General features: G+C 69.6%; 17 protein-coding genes and 1 tRNA gene. 9 read left to right on the top strand and 9 right to left on the bottom strand.

The annotated features are described in order from the left end of the window. Window positions 1–56: 56 nt before the first annotated feature. The 3 genes from SPF06_RS08790 to SPF06_RS08800 all read right to left on the bottom strand — a co-directional run bounded on the left by SPF06_RS08790 (window position 57) and on the right by SPF06_RS08800 (window position 2,188). Window positions 57–1,067 carry an inorganic phosphate transporter gene (locus tag SPF06_RS08790; RefSeq protein ID WP_323278660.1) on the bottom strand — a complete coding sequence of 337 codons (1,011 nt, stop codon included), beginning with the start codon at window positions 1,065–1,067 and terminating at the stop codon, window positions 57–59. 1 nt (window position 1,068) lies between these two features. Further along, window positions 1,069–1,686 (bottom strand): DUF47 domain-containing protein, encoded by a 618-nt coding sequence (locus SPF06_RS08795; RefSeq protein WP_323278661.1) that lies wholly within the window; start codon window positions 1,684–1,686, stop codon window positions 1,069–1,071. 106 nt (window positions 1,687–1,792) lie between these two features. Further along, the gene (locus SPF06_RS08800; RefSeq protein WP_323278662.1) at window positions 1,793–2,188 is read right to left on the bottom strand and encodes a VOC family protein; all 396 of its coding nucleotides are present in this window, start codon (window positions 2,186–2,188) and stop codon (window positions 1,793–1,795) included. A 155-nt stretch (window positions 2,189–2,343) separates the two neighbouring features. On the opposite strand from SPF06_RS08800, the gene SPF06_RS08805 reads away from it, so the two are divergent. Next, complete coding sequence (locus SPF06_RS08805; protein ID WP_323278663.1) at window positions 2,344–4,929, top strand: helix-turn-helix transcriptional regulator; 2,586 nt, start codon at window positions 2,344–2,346, stop codon at window positions 4,927–4,929. 414 nt (window positions 4,930–5,343) lie between these two features. Beyond that, the gene (locus tag SPF06_RS08810) at window positions 5,344–7,902 is read left to right on the top strand and encodes a LuxR C-terminal-related transcriptional regulator (RefSeq protein ID WP_323278664.1); all 2,559 of its coding nucleotides are present in this window, start codon (window positions 5,344–5,346) and stop codon (window positions 7,900–7,902) included. 185 nt (window positions 7,903–8,087) lie between these two features. On the opposite strand, the gene SPF06_RS08815 is transcribed toward SPF06_RS08810, so the two are convergent. Next, the gene (locus SPF06_RS08815) at window positions 8,088–8,735 is read right to left on the bottom strand and encodes a hypothetical protein (protein ID WP_323278665.1); all 648 of its coding nucleotides are present in this window, start codon (window positions 8,733–8,735) and stop codon (window positions 8,088–8,090) included. Between the two features lie 158 nt (window positions 8,736–8,893). Here SPF06_RS08815 and SPF06_RS08820 point away from each other — a divergent pair. The 3 genes from SPF06_RS08820 (at window position 8,894) to SPF06_RS08830 (ending at window position 10,040) form a co-directional block, all read left to right on the top strand. Continuing rightward, window positions 8,894–8,966 (top strand) — tRNA-Lys (locus SPF06_RS08820). A 4-nt stretch (window positions 8,967–8,970) separates the two neighbouring features. After that, a complete protein-coding gene (locus tag SPF06_RS08825) occupies window positions 8,971–9,390 on the top strand; it encodes a transcriptional regulator (RefSeq protein WP_323278667.1) in 420 nt (139 codons plus the stop codon). Further along, window positions 9,387–10,040 carry a nucleotidyl transferase AbiEii/AbiGii toxin family protein gene (locus SPF06_RS08830; RefSeq protein ID WP_323278668.1) on the top strand — a complete coding sequence of 218 codons (654 nt, stop codon included), beginning with the start codon at window positions 9,387–9,389 and terminating at the stop codon, window positions 10,038–10,040. Before SPF06_RS08825 ends, SPF06_RS08830 begins: the two co-directional genes overlap by 4 nt. A gap of 93 nt (window positions 10,041–10,133) precedes the next feature. Here SPF06_RS08830 and SPF06_RS08835 read toward each other — a convergent pair whose 3' ends face one another. Continuing rightward, window positions 10,134–10,745 carry a TetR/AcrR family transcriptional regulator gene (locus SPF06_RS08835; RefSeq protein WP_323278669.1) on the bottom strand — a complete coding sequence of 204 codons (612 nt, stop codon included), beginning with the start codon at window positions 10,743–10,745 and terminating at the stop codon, window positions 10,134–10,136. An 86-nt stretch (window positions 10,746–10,831) separates the two neighbouring features. Here SPF06_RS08835 and SPF06_RS08840 point away from each other — a divergent pair, with 86 nt between their 5' ends. From SPF06_RS08840 to SPF06_RS08850, 3 genes are all read left to right on the top strand, one after another. Then, a complete protein-coding gene (locus SPF06_RS08840; protein WP_323278670.1) occupies window positions 10,832–12,259 on the top strand; it encodes a DHA2 family efflux MFS transporter permease subunit in 1,428 nt (475 codons plus the stop codon). A gap of 356 nt (window positions 12,260–12,615) precedes the next feature. Further along, window positions 12,616–13,374 carry a DUF427 domain-containing protein gene (locus tag SPF06_RS08845; RefSeq protein ID WP_323278671.1) on the top strand — a complete coding sequence of 253 codons (759 nt, stop codon included), beginning with the start codon at window positions 12,616–12,618 and terminating at the stop codon, window positions 13,372–13,374. A gap of 276 nt (window positions 13,375–13,650) precedes the next feature. Beyond that, entirely contained in the window at window positions 13,651–14,310 is a 660-nt protein-coding gene (locus tag SPF06_RS08850; protein ID WP_323278672.1) for a ScbR family autoregulator-binding transcription factor, read from the top strand. 136 nt (window positions 14,311–14,446) lie between these two features. Here SPF06_RS08850 and SPF06_RS08855 read toward each other — a convergent pair whose 3' ends face one another. The 4 genes from SPF06_RS08855 to SPF06_RS08870 form a co-directional block, all read right to left on the bottom strand. Further along, entirely contained in the window at window positions 14,447–15,334 is an 888-nt protein-coding gene (locus tag SPF06_RS08855; protein WP_323278673.1) for an NAD-dependent epimerase/dehydratase family protein, read from the bottom strand. After that, window positions 15,331–16,203 carry an AfsA-related hotdog domain-containing protein gene (locus SPF06_RS08860; protein WP_323278674.1) on the bottom strand — a complete coding sequence of 291 codons (873 nt, stop codon included), beginning with the start codon at window positions 16,201–16,203 and terminating at the stop codon, window positions 15,331–15,333. Before SPF06_RS08860 ends, SPF06_RS08855 begins: the two co-directional genes overlap by 4 nt. Window positions 16,204–16,719: 516 nt before the next feature. Next, window positions 16,720–17,121, bottom strand: coding sequence for an ImmA/IrrE family metallo-endopeptidase (locus SPF06_RS08865; RefSeq protein ID WP_323278675.1), 402 nt, complete (start codon window positions 17,119–17,121; stop codon window positions 16,720–16,722). Between the two features lie 95 nt (window positions 17,122–17,216). Next, entirely contained in the window at window positions 17,217–17,426 is a 210-nt protein-coding gene (locus SPF06_RS08870) for a dodecin (RefSeq protein ID WP_323278676.1), read from the bottom strand. A gap of 58 nt (window positions 17,427–17,484) precedes the next feature. Between SPF06_RS08870 and SPF06_RS08875 the strand changes: the two genes are divergently transcribed. Beyond that, window positions 17,485–18,360 carry a putative protein N(5)-glutamine methyltransferase gene (locus SPF06_RS08875; protein WP_428985738.1) on the top strand — a complete coding sequence of 292 codons (876 nt, stop codon included), beginning with the start codon at window positions 17,485–17,487 and terminating at the stop codon, window positions 18,358–18,360. The last annotated feature ends 351 nt before the right edge of the window (window positions 18,361–18,711 follow it).

Here is an 18,711-nt window from a genome sequence, read left to right on the forward strand (position 1 = left end):
TTCACGTACATCTATGTCTTGCGCAAGGGCTCATCCGGTGACTTTGTCGGCGTGCCCTACGATCCGAGCGGTTCGAGGGCGAGCGCGAACACGAGTCCGAGGGCGGCCGTGGCGAGCGGCGTCGCGATCCAGAACAGGATGAGCCGCACGAGGAGGCGCCCGTCAACCGCGGCGAAGCTCTGGTTGGTGCCCGCACCCAGGATCGATGCCGCGACCGTGTGGGTCGTCGAGAGCGGCCAGCGCAGCCCCAGGGCGCCGAAGAACAGGGTCGCGGTGGTGACGAGCTGGGAGACGAAGCCCCGCAAGGGATCCGTGCGCACGAGCCGGTGGCTCAGCGTGTACGTGATACGCCACCCGCCCGAGAGGGTTCCGACGCCGAAGACGAGCGCCGAAAGCGCGACGATCCACATCGGCACGGCACTCCAGTTCACGCCGGACCCGAGGGTCGCGATCGCGAGCACGGCGATGACGCGCTGGCCGTCCTGGAGCCCGTGGCCGAACGCGACGGCCGCCGTCCCGACCGATTGAGCGGCCCGGAGCGCGGCATGGGCCTGGCTCGGCTGGCTGTAGCGCGCGAGCCACGTGACGAGGCTCGTGAGGAAGAAGGACGCCCCGAACGCGAGCAGCGGCGAGATCAGGAGAGGGAGCCACACCTGGAGCCACAGCACGTCTCCGAGGCTCTGGCCGGTGCCGTGCCCGCGGAGGAGGGCCGCGAGGCTCGCTCCCGCGAGACCGCCGACGAGGGCATGGGTCGACGACGACGGGTAGCCGCGCCACCAGAGGAACACGTTCCACAGGGTCGCACTCGCCAAGGTGGCGAGGAGCAGCACGAGCCCGCGTGCGCCGTCGGGCGCTGTGAGCCAGCTGCCCCCGAAGTACGTGAGGAGCCACGCGCCCGAGACCACCCCTGCCATGTTGAAGACCGCGGCGAGGACGACGGCGATGCTCGGCGTGAGCGCCCGCGTGCGGACCGTGAGTCCCACCGCGGTCGAGGCATCACGGAAGCCGTTGAGGAAGCCGAAGACGCACGCGAACCCGACCACCGCGACCGTGAGCGCGAGGGTCACGTCACGATTCCTTGACGATGATCCGGCCCACGCGGGCGGCGACGTCCCGGAGCGCATGGGCCGCGGCCAGGAGCGCCCTGGCCATCTCCACGTTGCGCGCGTACGCGCCGAGCGAGAGCTCACGCATCGACTGCCCGCTCCAGACCCGGTGCGTGTGGTTCGCGCGCTTCGCGAGGCGGAGCATCTCGATCCAGTAGTCCTCGAGGTCGTCGAGCCGGCCGAGGCTGCGCATCGCAGTGACCGTGAGCTCGGCCTGCCGATTGACGATCTCGAGCTGATCCGACGCCTCGCGCGCGATCCGGTCAAGCCGGTTGACGACCGTGATCTCGCCGACCGCGACGAGCTGCTCTACCGCCTCGCCGAGCCCTTCCGAGAGGTCGAGGAGGTCTTCGCGGGGGAGCGGGTTGACGAAGCTCGTGCGGAGCTGGGTGAGGAGCGCCCGCTGGAGCTCGGCCGTGCGCGTATCGAGCTTGACGAGCTCCTCGAAGATGCGTTCATGGTCCTGCCGGCGGGCCCCGAACATCTCGGACAGCACCTGGACGGCGAGGACCGACTGCTGGGCGATGTCGGCGAGAAGCTCCAGCGCGGCCGTCTCCTGGGGGAAGAGGCGCAGCTTCATGGAGTCTCTTCCGTACGGGCCCGTTGGGGCAGGTGACAGGTTCGGCGGGGGCCGGTACACCGCATGGTACGCGACGAAGGTGAATCGTCCGCGGGGATCCGGGCGCTCACCGCGGCTGCGAGGCGACGATGACGTTGCCGTGCGGATCCGAGAAATGGAGCGAGTGTCCCTCGGCGTCCCGCCGCTCGGCCCACACATCGATGCCCTGCGCGACAAGGTGACGCCGCATCCGGGGAAGGTCGTCCGTGAGCATGACGAGGAGTGGGCGATGGCCCGCCTGACGGCCCACAAGCGCCGCCTCGTGCGGGCTGCTCGGGGCCATGAGCCACACCCCGAGCCCTGAGGCCCGCGCCGGCGGGTCATTGCGGCGCTGCGGCGGATGCGGGCGGTCGCCCCAGACGACGTCCAGGCCCAGGACATCCCGATAGAACCCGAGCGAGGCATCCGGATCGTCGACGAGGACGACGACGTGGCCGCATGACACAAGGCTCTTCCCCCACATGGAGTCCAAGCGTAGCCCCGGCCTGCGACACGGAGTGGGGTCACGGAGCGCGGCGTACGGGGCGCCTCCGAAATACCCGGCCCGACCCGCGTCATGATGGCGCCAGGCCGGAATCATAGAAGCACGGGGACGGGAAGCAGAGAAAGGCCTGGGGTTTGTTCGACCAGGAGATCCAGCGCGTTCTGCGCTACGCCGCGCGGGGCCTCGGCGTTCGCGTCGTCGGCGCGCCCGGAAGCGGGCGGACGAGCGTTGCGCGCGGGATCGTCTCGCAGCTCGAAGAGCGCGGCGCGCGGGCCTATCCGATCTTCGCCGACCCTGCGCTCGCATCAGTGCCGTTCGCGGGGATCCTCTCGCTCGGCCTCGACTTCCGCTCGCGGGCGGCCGGCATCCTCGGGGCGTCCGATGTGCTGGCCGGAGAGCTCTCCCGCCCCGGCCTGCGGGTCCTTATTGTGGACGGCGTCGAAAGCCTCGACCGCGAGTCACTCTCCGCGATCGACGTCGCCCACAAGCGGCTCGGCGTTCCCATCGTCGCGACGAGCGGCGACATCCCCTTCCAGTCCGGATCGTCGGCGACGGGGGTGCTCGGTCGCTGGGCCCAGGCCACCGTGTCGATTCCGCCGCTCCGCTACGAGCAGGTCAACGCGCTCGTCGCCGAAATGCTCGACGCACCGGTCGACGTCGACGTCGCCGCGCGAATCCTCGCAAAGTCCGGCGGCAATCTGCGGCTCGCCGTCCGCATCGTCGAGACGGCGCTCCTCGGCGACCGCCTTGCCGTCCGCGACGGGAGGTGGTGCCTCAACGGCCCGACGCTCATGACCGACCACCTCCACGGAACGGTCGAGGCCCTCCTGCACGGGCTCAGCCGCGAGGAATTCCGGGCGCTCAACACCGTCTCGCTGCTCGGCACGTGCCCCGTGGACCGCCTCGTCGGGACCATCGGCGCGGACGTCCTCGACGGCCTCGAGCACCGCGGCCTCGTCTCGGTCGTTCCCGGGCCCGACGGCGCCCTCCTCGCCTCCGTGTTCCCGCCCGTCGTCGACGACTACCTCCGGGAGCACATCGGCGCGTCCCGCCGCATCCTCCGGAGCGCCGTGACCGAAAGGTTCGCTGCGCCGTCGTCGTCCGCTGCCGTCCCGACCACGGCGTCCGGCGACGGAACGGATTCCGCGCCCGCGATCACCGCGCTCCGGGCGGAAATGCGGGGCAACCACGCCGCGACCGCCCAGTACTTCCGCAGCCGCCTCGACGCGCTCGAGCACCTGCACTACGGCGCGTGGGAGGCCGAGCGGAGCCTCGCGAACGCCGTCGCCTTCCTCCAGGTCTACTGGGGTGCGCCGATCGACCGCGCGCGCGTCCAGGCGGTCTTCGAGCACACCGACACCGACGACGGCGATCCCGCCGACGTCTTCTTCTTCACGCTCACGCGCTCGCTTTGGACCGTCCTCAACGAGGGGGACCTCGACAAGGCCCACCGGATCCTGGGCCGCTTCGCCGCCGACGTGCCCTCGTGGGCAGCCGAGGCCGAGGCCTGGGGCGTCATGCTCGACTTCTCATACCACCGGGCGCCCGCGGACATCGACGCCGCGGCCGCAGGCCTCAGGACTCAGAACCCGTCGAGCGGCGTCACGGCGACCGTGCGGGGGCTGCTCGCGGTGCACCGGTTCCAGCCCGAGGCCGCCCTCGCGGCCCTCGACTCCGCCTCAAGCTTCGAGACGCTGCCCCGCTTCGAGCCCGTCATCCGGGGCCTCGCGCTCTTCACAGGCGGGCGGGTCGACGAGGCGATCGCGTACGCGCTCGAACGACGGCGGGACGCCCTCCAGGCCGTCGACCAGTTCAGCCTCATGACCCAGAGCTACGTCGCAGCCCTCGCGCTGCTCTACCGCGGCCTGTTCGACGAGGCCGAGTACCTCATGGGCTCGGCGTTCGCGGTCGGGCGGCCGGGCTTCCTCCTCGAATCGTTCTACAACGCGATGCTCCGGCTCTCGTCCCTCCGCGGGGGAGGCGCGCCGGACGCGCTCGGCGGGCAGGCCGGGGTCGGCGCGCGGGACGTCGGGCCGCTGCCCGGGATGGGGAAGGGCGTCTACGAGCTCGTCACGCGGCGCCCCGAGAGCGCCGACGCGTTCGACGACGACGCGAGCCGCCTCGTCGACGAGAACCTTGCGCACGGGTTCGTGTTCGAGGCCGCCTATTCCGCCATCCTGTGCCTCTGCCTCCTCCCGGGCCCCCGGGTGCTGGCCCGCGCCGAGGCCATCCTGGAGGAGCGCGGCGTCGCCCGGTTCGCCCAGCTGCTCGCCTTCTCGCACGCCGTGATCGACGGCGATGCCGGGCGGCTCGATGAGCTCGTCCGCACCTACGTGCCCGCCGACGATACGTACCAGGTGGCGATGCTGCTGCGCGGCGGCGCGACCCGCCACCGCCTCGCGGGGAACTCGCGCGCTGCGTCCGCGGCCGAGAGGGCCGCCAAGGAGTTCACGGCCGGCGCCGGCCCGGACGCCCGCTTCATGGCGCTTGAGCCTGAACGGCCCGGCCCGCTCACGGCGCGCGAGACAGAGGTCGCGCTCCTCGCCGGGCAGCGCAGCAATCAGGAGATCGCCGTGCTGCTCCGTGTGAGCGTGCGCACGGTCGAGAGCCACATTTCGAACGCGCTCCGCAAGACCCACACGTCGAGCCGCGCGGCCCTCTCGGAACTCGTCCGCGAACTCGGGGACGAGCTCGGCTCCGGGAGCCACCGGACCGCGTGAACCGGTACTGAGGCCACACCCCGCGCACCACTGAGATTGACGCGTCCTCTACGGGGAGCGGCACGGAATCTGGGTCATCGGCACGGAGATGAAACACCGCGAATGCGACGATTATGGGGAGGCACGGCGAGGTGGCCGTGCGTGTGGTGCTGAGACACCCTCGTCGGCCGACACTGAGATCAGGGAATTTCTCCACTGAGGCGCTGAATCGGAGTCATACCCTCAGTTGTTGGCTGGAGGAGCCAGCATGCCCGAATTCTGGGGCATGCACGGCTCCTCGCAGCGAAACGATCCTTGATACCGAAGTGAGACAGCACTACGGAGTCGCCGCGGTGGACCCCGCTGAGGCTCGTGGCGGTTTCGCGGAGGCCGAGGGCTGCATGGGGGCAAGCAACGCAAGAAAGGTCTTCGGAGTTGTTTGAGCATGAAATCGCCCGTGTTCTCGCGTATGCGGAACGCGGACTCGGTGTCCGAATCGTCGGCGCGCCCGGAAGCGGGCGCACGAGCGTGGCACGGAGGGTCATCGACGAGCTCGAGGATGCGGGTACCCGCGTCTACGGTATCTTCGGCGCGCCGTCGCTCCTGTCCGTGCCGTTCGCGGGGATCCTCTCGCTCGGGCTCGACCTGAGGTCGCGGGCCGTCGGGATCCTTGGTGTGTCCGACCTTCTCTCGGAGCAGCTCTCGCGACCGGGGCCGCGGGTGCTCGTGGTTGACGACGCCGAGAATGTCGACCGCGAATCGCTGTCCGTCATCGACGTCGTCCAGAGGCGCACGCAGGTGCCGCTCATCGTCACGATGGGCGAGTCGCCGCTCCAGCTGACGACGCCGGCACTCGCCTTGGGCCGCCTGCCCCAGGCGACCGTGCCGATCCCGCCGCTCCGCTACGACCAGATCAACGCGCTCGCCGCGACAATGCTCGGCGCGCCGGTCGACGTCGACGTCGCCGCGCGCATCCTCACGAAGTCCGGCGGCAATCTGCGGCTCGCGGTGCGCATCATCGACACGGCGGTGCTGAGCGAGCGGCTTGTGCTCCGCGACGGCAAGTGGCGCATGTCCGGCCAGACGCTCCTCAACGAGCACCTCTCGAGCACAGTCGAGGAGCTCCTGCAGGGCATCAGCCCCGAGGAGTTCACGGCACTCAGCACCATCTCCCTGCGCGGGCCGAGCGGCGTCGACCACCTCGTCCACTCGCTCGGCGCCGAGGTGCTCGACGGGCTTGAGCACCGCGGCCTCATCTCCGTCGTGCCGGGCCCGGACGGGACGCTGCTCGCCTCGGTGTTCCCGCCCGTCGTCGAGGACTACCTCAAGGGGCATATCGGGAACTCGCGCCAGATCCTCCGCAGCGCCATCACCGAGAACTTCCTCGCGCCGTCGCCCGCGCCCGAGCGCGCGGCGCCGGACGAGGCCTCGGCCGCGTCAGTGATCGCCGCGCTCAGGGCCGAGGCGAAAGGCAACGACTTCGCGACCACGCGGTACTTCCACCGCCGCCTCGAAGCCCTCGAGAAGCTGTTCTACGGGCGGTGGGAGTCCGAGCGCAGCATGGCGAACGCGGTCGCATTCCTGAGGGTCTATTGGGGCGCGCCCATCGACAAGTTCCGCATTCAGAACGTGTTCGAGCATACCGACCCCGCCTACCTCGATCCCGGGGACCTCCTGTTCTTCACGGTCACGCGGGCCCTGTGGGAAGTCGTGACCGGAGGCGACATCGACAACGCGCTCTCGCTCGTGCGGCAGGTGGCCGAAGCCGAACCGGAGTGGGCCGCGGAGGTCGAGGCGTCCGCGCTCTTCATCGAGGCCTCTTATCGGGGCATCCCCCGCAACGCCGACAAGATCCTCGCGCGCCTCACGAGCGGGCACGCGACGACCGGCATCGTCGAAGCGGTCAAGGGGATCGTCTCCGTCTATCGGTTCGACCCGGCGGCCGCGCTCGAAGCGCTCGACGCCGCGGAAGGCTTCGAGATGCTCCCGCGCGTCGAGCCCGTCATCCGCGGCCTCGCGCTCTTTGCCGCCGGCCGCGTGGACGAGGCGCTCGTCCATGCTCTCGAACGGCGCCGCGAAGCCCTCAAGACGACCGACCAGTTCGGCCTCGTCGCCCACAGCTACGTCGCCGCCCAAGCCCTCATCTACCGCGGGCTGTTCGACGAGGCCGAATACCTTATGGGGTGGGTCTTCTCCCTCCGCAGGCCGGGCTTCCTCGTCGACTCGCTGCACAACGCGATGCTGCGGCTCGCGTCCCTCCGCGACGGCCCCGGAGTTCCCCCACTCGCCTCGCAGGCAGACAAGGCATCGCCGGCCGTGGGGCCCCTCCCCGGGACGGGGACCGGGGTCTACGACCTTGTGTCGCGGCGACCCGTGAGCGCCGATTGGTTCGACGACGCCGCCAGCCGGCTCCTCGACGAACAGATCGAGCACGGCTATACCTTCGAGGCCGCGATGTCCGGGCTTTTCTTCCTGTGCCTCCTCCCGGGGCACCGGCTCCGGGAGCGGGTGGAGCGGCTGCACCGCTCCACGAAGGCGTGGCGGCACGATCAGCTCATGGCCATCGCGGACGCCGTCCTCTCGCGGGACATCCGCAGGCTCGAGGGCCTCCTGCTCGGCTATCGCCACGACGGCGACGCGTATCAGGCGACCATGCTCCTCCGTGGTGCGGTCAAGCGGTACCGGCTGGCGGGGGAGTCCGTTGTGGCGCTCGCGATCGAGCGGGCAACCGATTCCTTCGTGGCCCGGTTCCCGACCGATGCGCAGTTCTTGGCGTTCGAGCCCGAGGTCCTGGGGCTGACCCTCACCGGGCGCGAAGCCGAGGTGGCGCTGCTCGCGGGGTCGCGGAGCAACCAGGAGATTGCGGAGCAGCTCGGGCTGAGCATCCGGACGGTCGAGAGCCACATCTCGAACGCCCTGCGCAAGACGAATACGACGACGAGGCGTGCGCTCTACGAGGTGGTGCGGGACGCGCGGGACATGAATGCTCCGTGAGGAGCCGATTCATGGGGAGAAGCTTGGAGCGTCGAACCGGGACCGCCTCTCGGCGGAAGGCCGCTCTAGGCGGCTAAAAGTTGGAGCCCGGGGGTGCCGCGGTCCGACGCCACCTTCAGTCTTCTACGGGCTTCGCCTGTAGTCAATCTTGACGCGGTGGGGTTGGACGCGTTACGAGGGGCCGGTCAGTCGAGCTGCCCGCGCCGCCACGCGCTCGCAGAGGCCTCAAGATCCTCCGCGGTTTTGACGAGCTGGTGCGCGTTTCGCGTGAGTTTCGACGCGTGGGCCGAGTTCCCGAGCTCGGCACTGTCCGCGAGCGTCGCCTGGCCGAGTGCGATGACGCGGCAGAACGCCGCTGAGCGTTCAAGCGCAACGTCGAAGTCGCCGTCGAACGCGCCGGACAGGATCGCGTCCGCCATCGCGGTGAGCTCGTCCGCGCCGGGCGGCTCGGCGACGCCGGCGACGACGTGGGAGACCTGCGCCGTGTCCTTGCCCGCCTTGAAATAGACAGAGATGCGCTCGGGATCGCTGCGAGTGGCAGCGCGTAGCGCGTAGAGGCGCCACAGCGCGCCGGGCAGCGAGCGGGCCGGGCTCTCCGCCCACATCTCCGCGATCGCGTCGAGGCCCTGCTCGTCGGCGAGCCGGACAAGCCTCCGCGTGATCTCCGGGTCGTCGCTCTCGCGGCCGCGCCGCACGAGCGCCTGGGCCGCGAGGTGCGCGGCCTCCGAGACCCGGGCGGGGTCCGCTCCGCCGGCGAACGGCTCGAAGTCGATCGGCGCGAACGGCTTCGGCTTGTGCGGCCTGATCGGTCCGTTTCCTGACTGTTCGCTCATGCCTTGTACGGTACTCCTCCGGTCGGCTCGTGCCCATGCACTCGGGGGGCTTCCCGGGCGCCCTCGGGGCTGCCTCTTGGGCGGCCTCTCTGGCGGCCTCGAACGACGTGGCGGGGCCCGCTGCGCTAGAGTACTTGGTGACCGGTCAGGCCGGTTTGGGGCCTTTAGCTCAGTTGGTAGAGCAGCGGACTTTTAATCCGCGGGTCGTGGGTTCGAGACCCACAGGGCCCACCCAATGGCCGATGTTCTCGAGTGGCTCTCGGAACCTCTCGGTGGGCTGGCCGCGCTGGGAGCCACGCGCAGATCAGGAGGGTGGGACATGTCGGGTTCGGATCCTCGAGTCTTCCTGAGGGATGTGAAGCCCTATGAGGTGCCAGAGAGCCTTGAGTCGCTTCACGGTCCTGTGCACGGTGTCGTGGTCCTACGCCACTCGGTCCTTTGGTCACCTGGCGGAGGCGAAGTTGACCTTGACGAGGCCGGGGGCATCAACCTGGCCTACCGAGCCGTGATCGCTGAAGGCAAGGTGGCGGACCAGGTCGAGGTTCTGAACAGGGGGAGACTCATAGAGGTTTGGGGCGAACTCCTGCTCCCGCGGCGCGCACGTCTGATGTGGGAGCACCGGTTTCCGGAGCTGAAGACGTCGGCGGCTGCGTGAGCCGCGAACTCGACGTACAGCGCGAGGTTGCGCGCATAGCCTTGGCCAGCGCTGGAGATTGTGGCTTCGCCCTCGCAGGATCCGGCGCAATCCGGGAGCACGGGATTATTGACCGGCCCACCCAGGATGTGGACCTTTTCACTACGACGGCCCATGTCGAGCAGGTCGAGCGGGCGGCCGAGCGTGCCGCCGCGGAGCTCCGATCGGCCGGGTACCACGTCGAGGAGGTTACCAAGAGCCCTTCTTTCACCCGCCTGCAGGTGCGGAGCGGGGACGCGCACAGCCTCGAGGTCGACTTCGCGATCGACTGGCGCAAGAGTGACCCGGTAATGCTCAACGTCGGCCCCGTGCTCAGTCTGGAAGACGCGATCGCGAACAAGGTCAGTGCGCTCTACAGCCGCGGCGAGCCTCGCGACTACTTGGATGTCGATGCGATCCGGGGGACCGGCAGATTCACCGATGAGGAACTCCTGGGCGCCGCTGCCGAGCGTGACCCCGGTTTTGAGACGGGCATGTTCGCGGACCAGCTTGATGCGTCGCGCCACATCACGCCGCGCGACGTGCGCATGTACGGTGTCGACGACGATCAGCTCGAGCTGATCAAGGAACGCATGGGCCAGTGGGCCCGGCAAATCCGCACTCCCCGGTAGGCCACGGCGGCGTGCTGAGCCGGATCAAGGATGTTCAGCAACTTCGAGCAGCCGGGGCGGTAGCCCTCCGCGGGATCGGCAGCGCGAGCTGGCCTAGTACCGCTCGGCCGCCGTCGGCAGGCTGTCCTTGAAGACGTCGAAGCTGCAGGGGAACGCGACGGTGAACATGGCGTCGATGTCCGGGTCGGCGCCGTACGCGTCGCCGAGCCGAAGGGCGACGAGCGTGTTGATGAGCATGCCGTTCGCGATGAAGCTCCGCGCGTCCTCCTCGCTCATGCCGGCTTCGTCGATCGTGAGCCGCCAGATGCGCAGGAACGACGCGCGAGCCTCGGGGCCGACGACGGGATCGCCTCCGAGCAGGAACGCCTGCATGAGCACTTGGTGCAGCCCGCGCTCCGCGATGAGCCCCACGTAGGCCATGCCCATGCGCTCGCGCCGCTCGTGGCCGTCGGGCCCCGGGATCGCGGCCCGGAACGTCTCCGCGAGGATGCGCTCGGCGCGCTCGAGCACCGCGAGGAACAGCTTCTCCTTGGTGCCGAACATCCGCACGACGTAGGGCTGGCTCACGCCGGCCGCCTTGGCAACCAGGTCCGTCGTCGTCCCTCCGTAGCCGTTCGACGCGAAGACGGCGGTGGCGTCGCGCAGGATGAGCTCACGCCGCTCGGCGGCCGGCATCCGTGTCCGGGGAACCTCGTCGATCTCCATGCTTGACATGTTATCGGATGATTACTTAGCTTTGTAAGTAATCGATCGATTACTTACCCCCAAGCCTCCCGAGCCAAGGAGTCATTATGGCCCTTCTCGATTCCCGCACTACCAGGCCCACGCGTCCGACAGCGCGACCCGTCTGGGCCGTCGTCGCGGCCGCCTCCCTCCCGATGTTCATGGCGACGCTCGACAACCTCATCGTCACGAACGCCCTCCCCACGATCCGCACAAGCCTCGGCGCAACGATCGACGAGCTGCAATGGGTCGTCAACGCCTACACGCTCGCCTTCGCCGGGGCGATCCTCCTCGCGGCCGGCCTCGGCGACCGCATCGGCCGCCGCACGGTCTTCCTCGCGGGCACCGCGCTCTTCACGGTCGCGTCCGCGCTCGCCGCACTCAGCTCCGACCCGGGCCAGCTCATCGCGGCCCGCGCCGTCCAGGGCATCGGCGGGGCGGCCATCGTCCCGCTCTCGCTCGCGCTCATCACGGGGGCGGTGCCCGTCGAGAAGCGCGGGATCGCGATCGGCGTGTGGGGCGGGATCTCGGGCCTCGGCGTGGCCGTCGGCCCGCTCATCGGCGGGCTCGTCCTCGGGGCGTGGCCCTGGGAAGCGATCTTCTGGATCAACGTCCCGGTCGGCGTCGTCGCCGTCGCCTTCGCACGCTTCGTGTTCCCCAACGCGAAGGGCGCGAAGGAACCCCTCGACGTCGTCGGCGCAGCCCTCGGCAGCGGCGCGACGGTGGCGCTCGTCTACGGGATCATGCGCGGGGGATCAATCGGCTGGGGCGCGGGCGAGACCATCCTGTGGCTCGCTGCCGCGGCGCTCCTCCTCGTCCTCTTCCTCACGTGGCAGGCGCGGGCCCGCTACCCGCTGCTTCCCCTTGGCATGTTCCGCAACCGCCCGTTCACGGCGTCGAACGTCCTCGGCTTCGGCATGAGCTTCGGGATGTTCGGGGCGATCTTCATCCTCATCCAGTTCCTCCAGCTCGTGCAGGGGAACACGGCCCTCGAGGCGGCCTGGAAGACGGCCCCCTGGACTCTCGCGCCCATGGTCGTCGCGCCGACGGCCGGGCTGCTCGTGTCGCGGATCGGCGCGCGGCCGCCCATCGCCGTCGGCCTCGTCCTGCAAGCCGCCGGGCTCGCGTGGATCGCCGCGGTCCTGAGCCGCGGCGTGGACTACCCGGCACTCGTCCCGCCGTTCATCCTCGCGGGCGTCGGCATGGGCCTCGTGTTCGCGCCGCTCTCGACGGCGCTGCTCGCCACGCTGCCCGAGCTCGACCACGCGAAGGCGAGCGGAGCGAACACGACGCTCCGGGAAGTCGGCATCGCGCTCGGAATCGCCGTCTCGACGACCCTCTTCACGACGTGGGGCGGCACCCTCACGCCGACGGGATTCGTCGACGCGGCCCGCGGCGTCATCGTGGTCTCCGCCGTTGTGCTCGCGGCGACGGCGCTCGCTGCTGCCGCGGTTCCGGGGTCGGCGGGGAGGGTCGCCGCGGGGCGCGACGGGTAGCCCAGCCTGTTGGCGCCAACACCACCATCAGGCCGTACTGTCTCCCGCGCGAGGTTCCCCCGAGGCTGAAACCACGACGCCGAGCGCTCGACGGCGAACGCCGGGGGTTCCCCTACGACGCCCGCGAACGGGGGACCGAGCCCGGTGCGCGCGAGTTCCTCGGATCGCTTCGCATGCCCTCTCCCACGTGAGGCGGCACCTTCCGGACCTCGAATTCCTGTGCCCGCGGCCGCTCTGACGACGGTCCATTCCGGCCAGCCATGGCGTAGGAGCCCTGCTGCCCGGGAAGGAGGAGTGTCGGGACGTCTCGCTGACACGGCCGGACGGGCGCACGATAGTCATGGAAAGGACAATCCATGGCGCTTCGCATGCAGAACGAGATGCGCAGGCTTCTCGAAGAACTGCGCTACGAGCCGATCGCTAGCAGGATCCGCGCCGAGGCGGCAGGCCGGGTGGTCGTGGATTCCAGACGGGCGGTGCTCGTCTGGGAAGCTCAGCGGATCATTCCCGCTTACGGGGTTCCGCCAGAGGACATCGCGGCCGAACTCGTTCCCGCCGAGCCGATGGTCCACGAACCCAGTTCGGCGTTCGGCCGTCACCACGGGCCGGGGCAGGACTTCACGATCAGGCTGCCGGGACGTGAGCTGACCGAGGCCGCCTTCCGGCCGGACGACCCGGAGCTTTCCGAGTACCTCGTGCTCGACTTCGCCGCGTTCGACCGGTGGTGGGAAGACGAAGAAGCGGTCGAGGGCCACCCGCGGGACCCGTTCCACCGCGTTGACGCGCGGCTGGGCTCGCAGCGGGTCCGGGTCGAGTACGACGGCGTGATCCTGGCTGAGACCGTGAAGCCGGTTTTCGTCTACGAGACAATGATTCGAGTGCGCACGTACTTCCCGCGCGACGACGTCGACCTCGCGCTCCTCGAGCGCACCGACCATCAGACGATCTGCCCCTACAAGGGCCGCGCGTCCTACTGGTCTGTCCGCGGTGCGGGCGCCCAAGGGCAGAACATCGCCTGGAGCTACGAGGACCCCCTGCCCGATTCGAGCCAGATCAAGGGCCTCATCGCGTTCTACGACGAGCGCACGGACGTGCTGGTCGAGGAGCCCCATTAATGGGTGAGGACCCGCCTCTCCCCCCAGTTGGTAGAGGCGGGCCCTCGCCCGCACCGCCCGTCCCCCGACTTGCGATGCACCCCGTTGCGCAGTTCCATCCCCAGAGAGAACCATATACCGGATGTCCGGTATGTTACTACGATGTCTCGTGGTTGTATAGGGCTTAGGTCACATTTGTGGCGCAGGGGGTGCCAGGCGCCGCGGCGGGAGGGCTGAACCAAAGCCGCCAGTCCGATTAGCATGGCTCGTGGTCACGGGGAATGGAGGAGATCGAGGGTGTCGCTGCAGGAACGGGCAGTCATCACGAGGAATGCGATCGTCAGGGGCGCTGCGGAGGTCTTCGCCGAGCATAGTTACGCCCAGGCGGCGCTGAGTGACATCGTCGCGCGGGCCGATGTCACAAAGGGCGCTCTGTACTTCCACTTCAAGTCCAAGGAAGAGCTTGCGAGCGCTGTCATCGACGAGCAGCACAAGGCAGTCCTGGAGGGGGCCGTCATCGTGGCCGGCATGGGCCGGCCCGCTCTCGAAACCCTCGTGCTGCTCTCGGTGGACTTCTGCCGCCAGCTGCTTGACGACGTCATCGTCCGGGCGGGCATCCGCCTCACCCTCGAAGGGGTCGACGTGGGGCGCGACCTCCCGGCGCTGTATTCCGACTGGGTCGCCTCGACCGAAGGGATCATCGCGCGGGGGATCGACGACGGCGACCTCCGCCCAGGCCTGCCGGCCGCGGACCTCGCGCGCTTCATCGTGGGCGCCTTCACGGGCGTGCAGCTCGTCTCCGAGATGCTCGAGGGCCGCGCGGACCTGCTCCGGCGCGTCGAGCATCTGTGGACCTTCCTCGTGCCCGCGATGGTGACTCCCGACCTGGTCGACGCGGCCCGCTCCGTTCCCGCGGCGCTCTTCGCCGAGTTCGGCGTCGAAGGCATCCGGGACTAACAGCCGTCGATTCCGCAGGCCTGGCCGGCCAGCTCGTCGTCGGCCTGCGCGAGGGCCTAGCGCGGTGAGCGCCCAGCGGATTTCCGTTTCCTCGAGCGGAGCACCGCGAGAAGGGGCCGGGCGGGGAGAAGGTTCCCTAGCCGGGCTGGCCCGCGAGCGGCCAGATCGCCTCTGACGCGTACCAGTGGTCCCACGCGACCATCGAGATCTGGTGGCGTGTGAAGCCGAGCGGCCGCGCGAACTCGACAGCCTCCTCGAAGGGAACAGATCCTGCCCACGGCATGAGTTCCGGGTCCGGGGCGAGCTGGGCGAGCAGATCCCGGACTGTGATCGGCTCCCGGTACGCGGCGTGCAGGACGCTCCCCGCGGGAACGCCGCGGACGGCCAGCCCCGCGAGGAGACTCCCCAGGTCCGCGACGGAGATCGCGGAGATCCGTGCCGTTCCGCCCTCGATGAGCCCGCCAAGCCTGAGCACGAGGCTCACGAGGTGCGGTGCGAACCACCGGTCGCCCGGGCCGTGGACGATGTTGGGGCGGACGACCGCCCCGCCGGCTCCCAGGACAAGCTTCTCTGCGGCGAGCCGCGACGCACTCGCCGGGGATTCCGGGTGGTGCGGCACGCCGTCGACCGCTATGCCGCGATGAGGCCCGGTGCCGTACACCGCCGTCGTGCTGACATAGGCGACTTGCGCGACGCCGGCGCTCGCCGTCGCCTCGAGGAGCCGCCGCGTGCCGTCCACGTTGACCTGGACGCATTGCTCGGGATCCGAGCCCACGTAGCTCGCCGCGTGGATGACCGTGGCGACGCCCTCGCATGCGGCGCGGAGCGACGCCGCGTCGTCTAGGGAGCCGGCTACGAGCTCGACGCCGCCGCGGTCGCGGCCGGTGCCGTAGCTGTCGTCCGCCTCGGCGGGTTTGCGGACGAGTCCGCGGACGGGATGGCCGGCCTCGGCCAGCGCGCGGACCGCGGCCGAGCCGATGAACCCCGACGCCCCGACCACGAGCGTGTGCCCCGGGCCGATCACGAGGCGGCCCTCGGTGGGACGAGGTCGACTCGCGCGCGGTGCTCGCCCCGCTGGAAGAAGTCGACGGTCATCGACTCGCCGCCGTCCGCGAGGCGCACCTTGGTGGGCTCGGCGAGCTCGACGAAGCCCTGGAAGGAGGCGTCGATCGAGGTCGGCTCGGCCTCGGGGCGCCCGAGGGCGGCGCGCATCGCGGACCGGGCGGCGTCGAGGAGGAGGGACCCTGGAACATGGTCGAGCGGGTGGTCGAAATGCGACGGATGCGCAGTGTTGACCACGAGGCGCCACGTATTCGGCTCGCCGTTCCCGGAGGCGAGGACAGTGTTCGACGACGGCGCGCGGCCGGCGTGTGCGCCCGGGGCCGCGGCGGGGCCGCTTGGGGCGAGGCCACCGCGCACCCTCCGATAGATCCGCTCCGAGAGGATCGCGCCCGACGCCGTGAGCGACGCCCGGAACGCCCCGGGCAAGGCGATCTCTCCCGCGACGCGCACGGAGGCCGATTCGGACTCAACCCGCCCGAGTTCGACGATGTCGACGGTCACCGTCGGCGCGACGGGCACCCTCGGGCCGCCGAGGAGGGAGACTCCGGAGAGCGCCATGTGAGAGAGGAGGAATTTCCGCCCGAGCGGCACCCCGCGCTGCATGTGGCACACGACGTAGGAGGCCTGCCGGAACGTCTCGCACAGGAGCAGGGCGTCTGGGGGGTGAGCGCCCATGCGGTACGTCCCGTGCACGCGGGGCCACACGGCCGGCACGCTGAAGCGGTCCCGGCCAAGAGGCGAGGCCTCGCCGACAAACGTCTCCGACGCCGAGACCCGGTGAACGTACCTGCCATCGACAGGGCCGATCGACGGGTCATTTGTCTGGCGCATGTCATTTTTATCTCACGCGGGGCCCGGGACTGCATCTTGAGAGAGGCAGTTCCGGTTATTCCGCCGCCGCGGCACGGGAATGACACGAGAAACCGGACGACCCGTCTGGTTTCTGCCGCCTGATGGATCGATTTCGCTGGCGAATTTGCGGGTTGTGGTGCGCGCGGCGCGGGAGCTGGGCTATATTGGCTATTGCCCACACGGACGCAACCCCCCAAGTGTCCGTGTGGGCTTCTCTGTTCCCGGGAGCCGCCGACGGGCCCGTGCGCTCCACGTGACCTTGCGTGACGTCCTTGGGCGCCTCGCCGGGACGCGCCACTGAGTCCGCATCGTGGGCAATACGGAGATTGTCACAGCACCACCGAGACGAAGGTGTAGGCTAAACGAGGCGCGCCCGGGCTTGGTGCGAGTGAAAAGTGCCACGTCCCCCACGTGGCACCCCGGGCGCGTCTTAACGTCGAGAAGGTCCCCACCTCATGCTGAGGTCGGGGACCTTCTCGTCTCTTCCGAGTGGCGTCACGTCTGGCCCGCGACCACCGCGAGCCGCGCGCGCTCCTCGTCGGTGAGCGCCTCGAGCCGGTCGAGGACGACGCCGGAGGTCACCCAGAGCTCGTCCGCGAGTTCCGCAGGGTGCTGGGTCCAGCGGTAGGCATCCTCGAGATGCTCGAACCTGATGAGCCGTCGGGCCGCTTCCGCGCGGACTCGGCGCTCGACGCGCGGGCCCTGGCACCTCGTGTGGCCGTGCTCGAGGTGGACGAGCTCGTGCGTGAGCGCACAGCGCCGCTCCGCCTGCTGGAGGCGCTTGTCGAGCCAGATGCGGGCGACGCCGTCGGTGCGGCCCGCGGCACCGTCCGGCATGACGACGAAATGGAGCGTGACGTGCGTCAGTTCGCGCAATGCCCCCCAAGGACTGAACACGGGTTCAGGTTAGGGGGTGGGGCGGACATTTCGGGTGGTGGTGGGTGAGAGGGGGTGGGTGGGTGAGAGGGGGTGGGTCGGGCAGGTGAGAGAAGTCAGCGTTCGAGGCGGAAGCCGAACTTGAGCGTGACCTGCCAGTCCGCCACGTTGCCCTCGTCGATGTGCCCGCGGATCGACTGGACCTCGAACCAGTCGAGGTGGCGGATGGTCTGTGACGCGGTCGCGAGGCCGTTCCTGATGGCCTGGTCGATGCTCTCGGGGGAGGTGCCGACGATCTCCGAGACGCTGTAGGTGTGCCCTGCCATGGTTCCTCCTGAGAAGTCGGGGCCGCACTGGCCCGATGGGTGATGGCAGACTATCGCCGTGACCACCGATGGGCCAGAGTTCGGGCCGTCCTCGCGTGTGACAGATGAGGGCGATCCGCTCGTCGCACGGCTGCGCGCGGCGGGATGTGTTTTTGCCGAGGACGAGGCGCGGCTCCTTCGGGAGGCGGCTGGTTCGGGCCCGCAGCTGGAAGCGCTTGCTGATCGGCGGATGGCTGGGGAGCCGCTCGAGTACGTCCTGGGCTGGGCCGAGTTCCTGGGGCTCCGCATCGCCGTCGAGGCCGGCGTGTTCGTTCCGCGGCGACGCAGCGAGCTGCTCGCGCGCGAGGCCGCGGCTCTTGCGGCTGCCTCTCGGAGGGCCGACGACGCCGGCGCGCCGCCCGTCGTCGTCGACCTGTGCTGTGGGAGCGGTGCCGTCGGCGCGGCCGTGGCGAGCGCGGTGCCGGGCATCGAGCTCCACGCGGCCGACGTCGACCCGCTCGCCGTCGCCGTCGCGCGTCGCAACGTCGAGCCGTTCGGCGGCCGCGCCCACGAGGGCGACCTGTTCGCCGCGCTCCCCCAAAGCCTGCGCGGCCGCGTGGGCGTCATCGCGGCAAACGCCCCCTATGTGCCGAGCGCCGCGATCGCCCTCATGCCGCCCGAAGCGCGCGACTACGAGCCACTCGCGGCGCTCGACGGCGGCGCCGACGGCCTCGACATCCAGCGCCGCGTGGCGGCCGGTGCGGGGGAGTGGCTCGTGCCTCGCGGACACGTGCTCATCGAGACGAGCAAGCAGCAATCGGCGGTGACGGCGGCGCTCCTTGCCGAGGCGGGATTCCGCACGCGCATCGTGCGGGATCCCGAGATCGGCGGGACGGTCGTCATTGGAGAGTGGGAAGCGCTTTCAGACCCCACACCAACAATTCCGTTTTTATGACAAAACATTTGTTTGTATATAACTAAGATCGTCAATAGCAGTGATTTTCATGACTCGTTTTGACGACCCTTGACGAGCTGGCTCACGGGGGTTTAGCTTCATCGTCGGAATCGCCAAAAAGCGGTTCCAACCCGCAGCCGAGGAACTCACATGGGGGATCCGATCAGCGGGTGGTCTCGCAGGCCGCATGCCTTATGGGGGCGGGCGGTTGTCGTCGGAGTGCTGGCGGAATTCTTCCCTGCCGGCCGTCGACACACAGGTACGTAGTGGGGAATGTTCTGTGGTCGACGATGCGTCGCATCGTCTCGAGTGATCGGTGGCCGATCCGTGATTTCGTCTGCGCTCTGGAGG

Origin of the sequence: Sinomonas terricola (genome assembly GCF_034931225.1) — a bacterium.
GTDB classification, from domain to species: domain Bacteria; phylum Actinomycetota; class Actinomycetes; order Actinomycetales; family Micrococcaceae; genus Sinomonas; species Sinomonas terricola.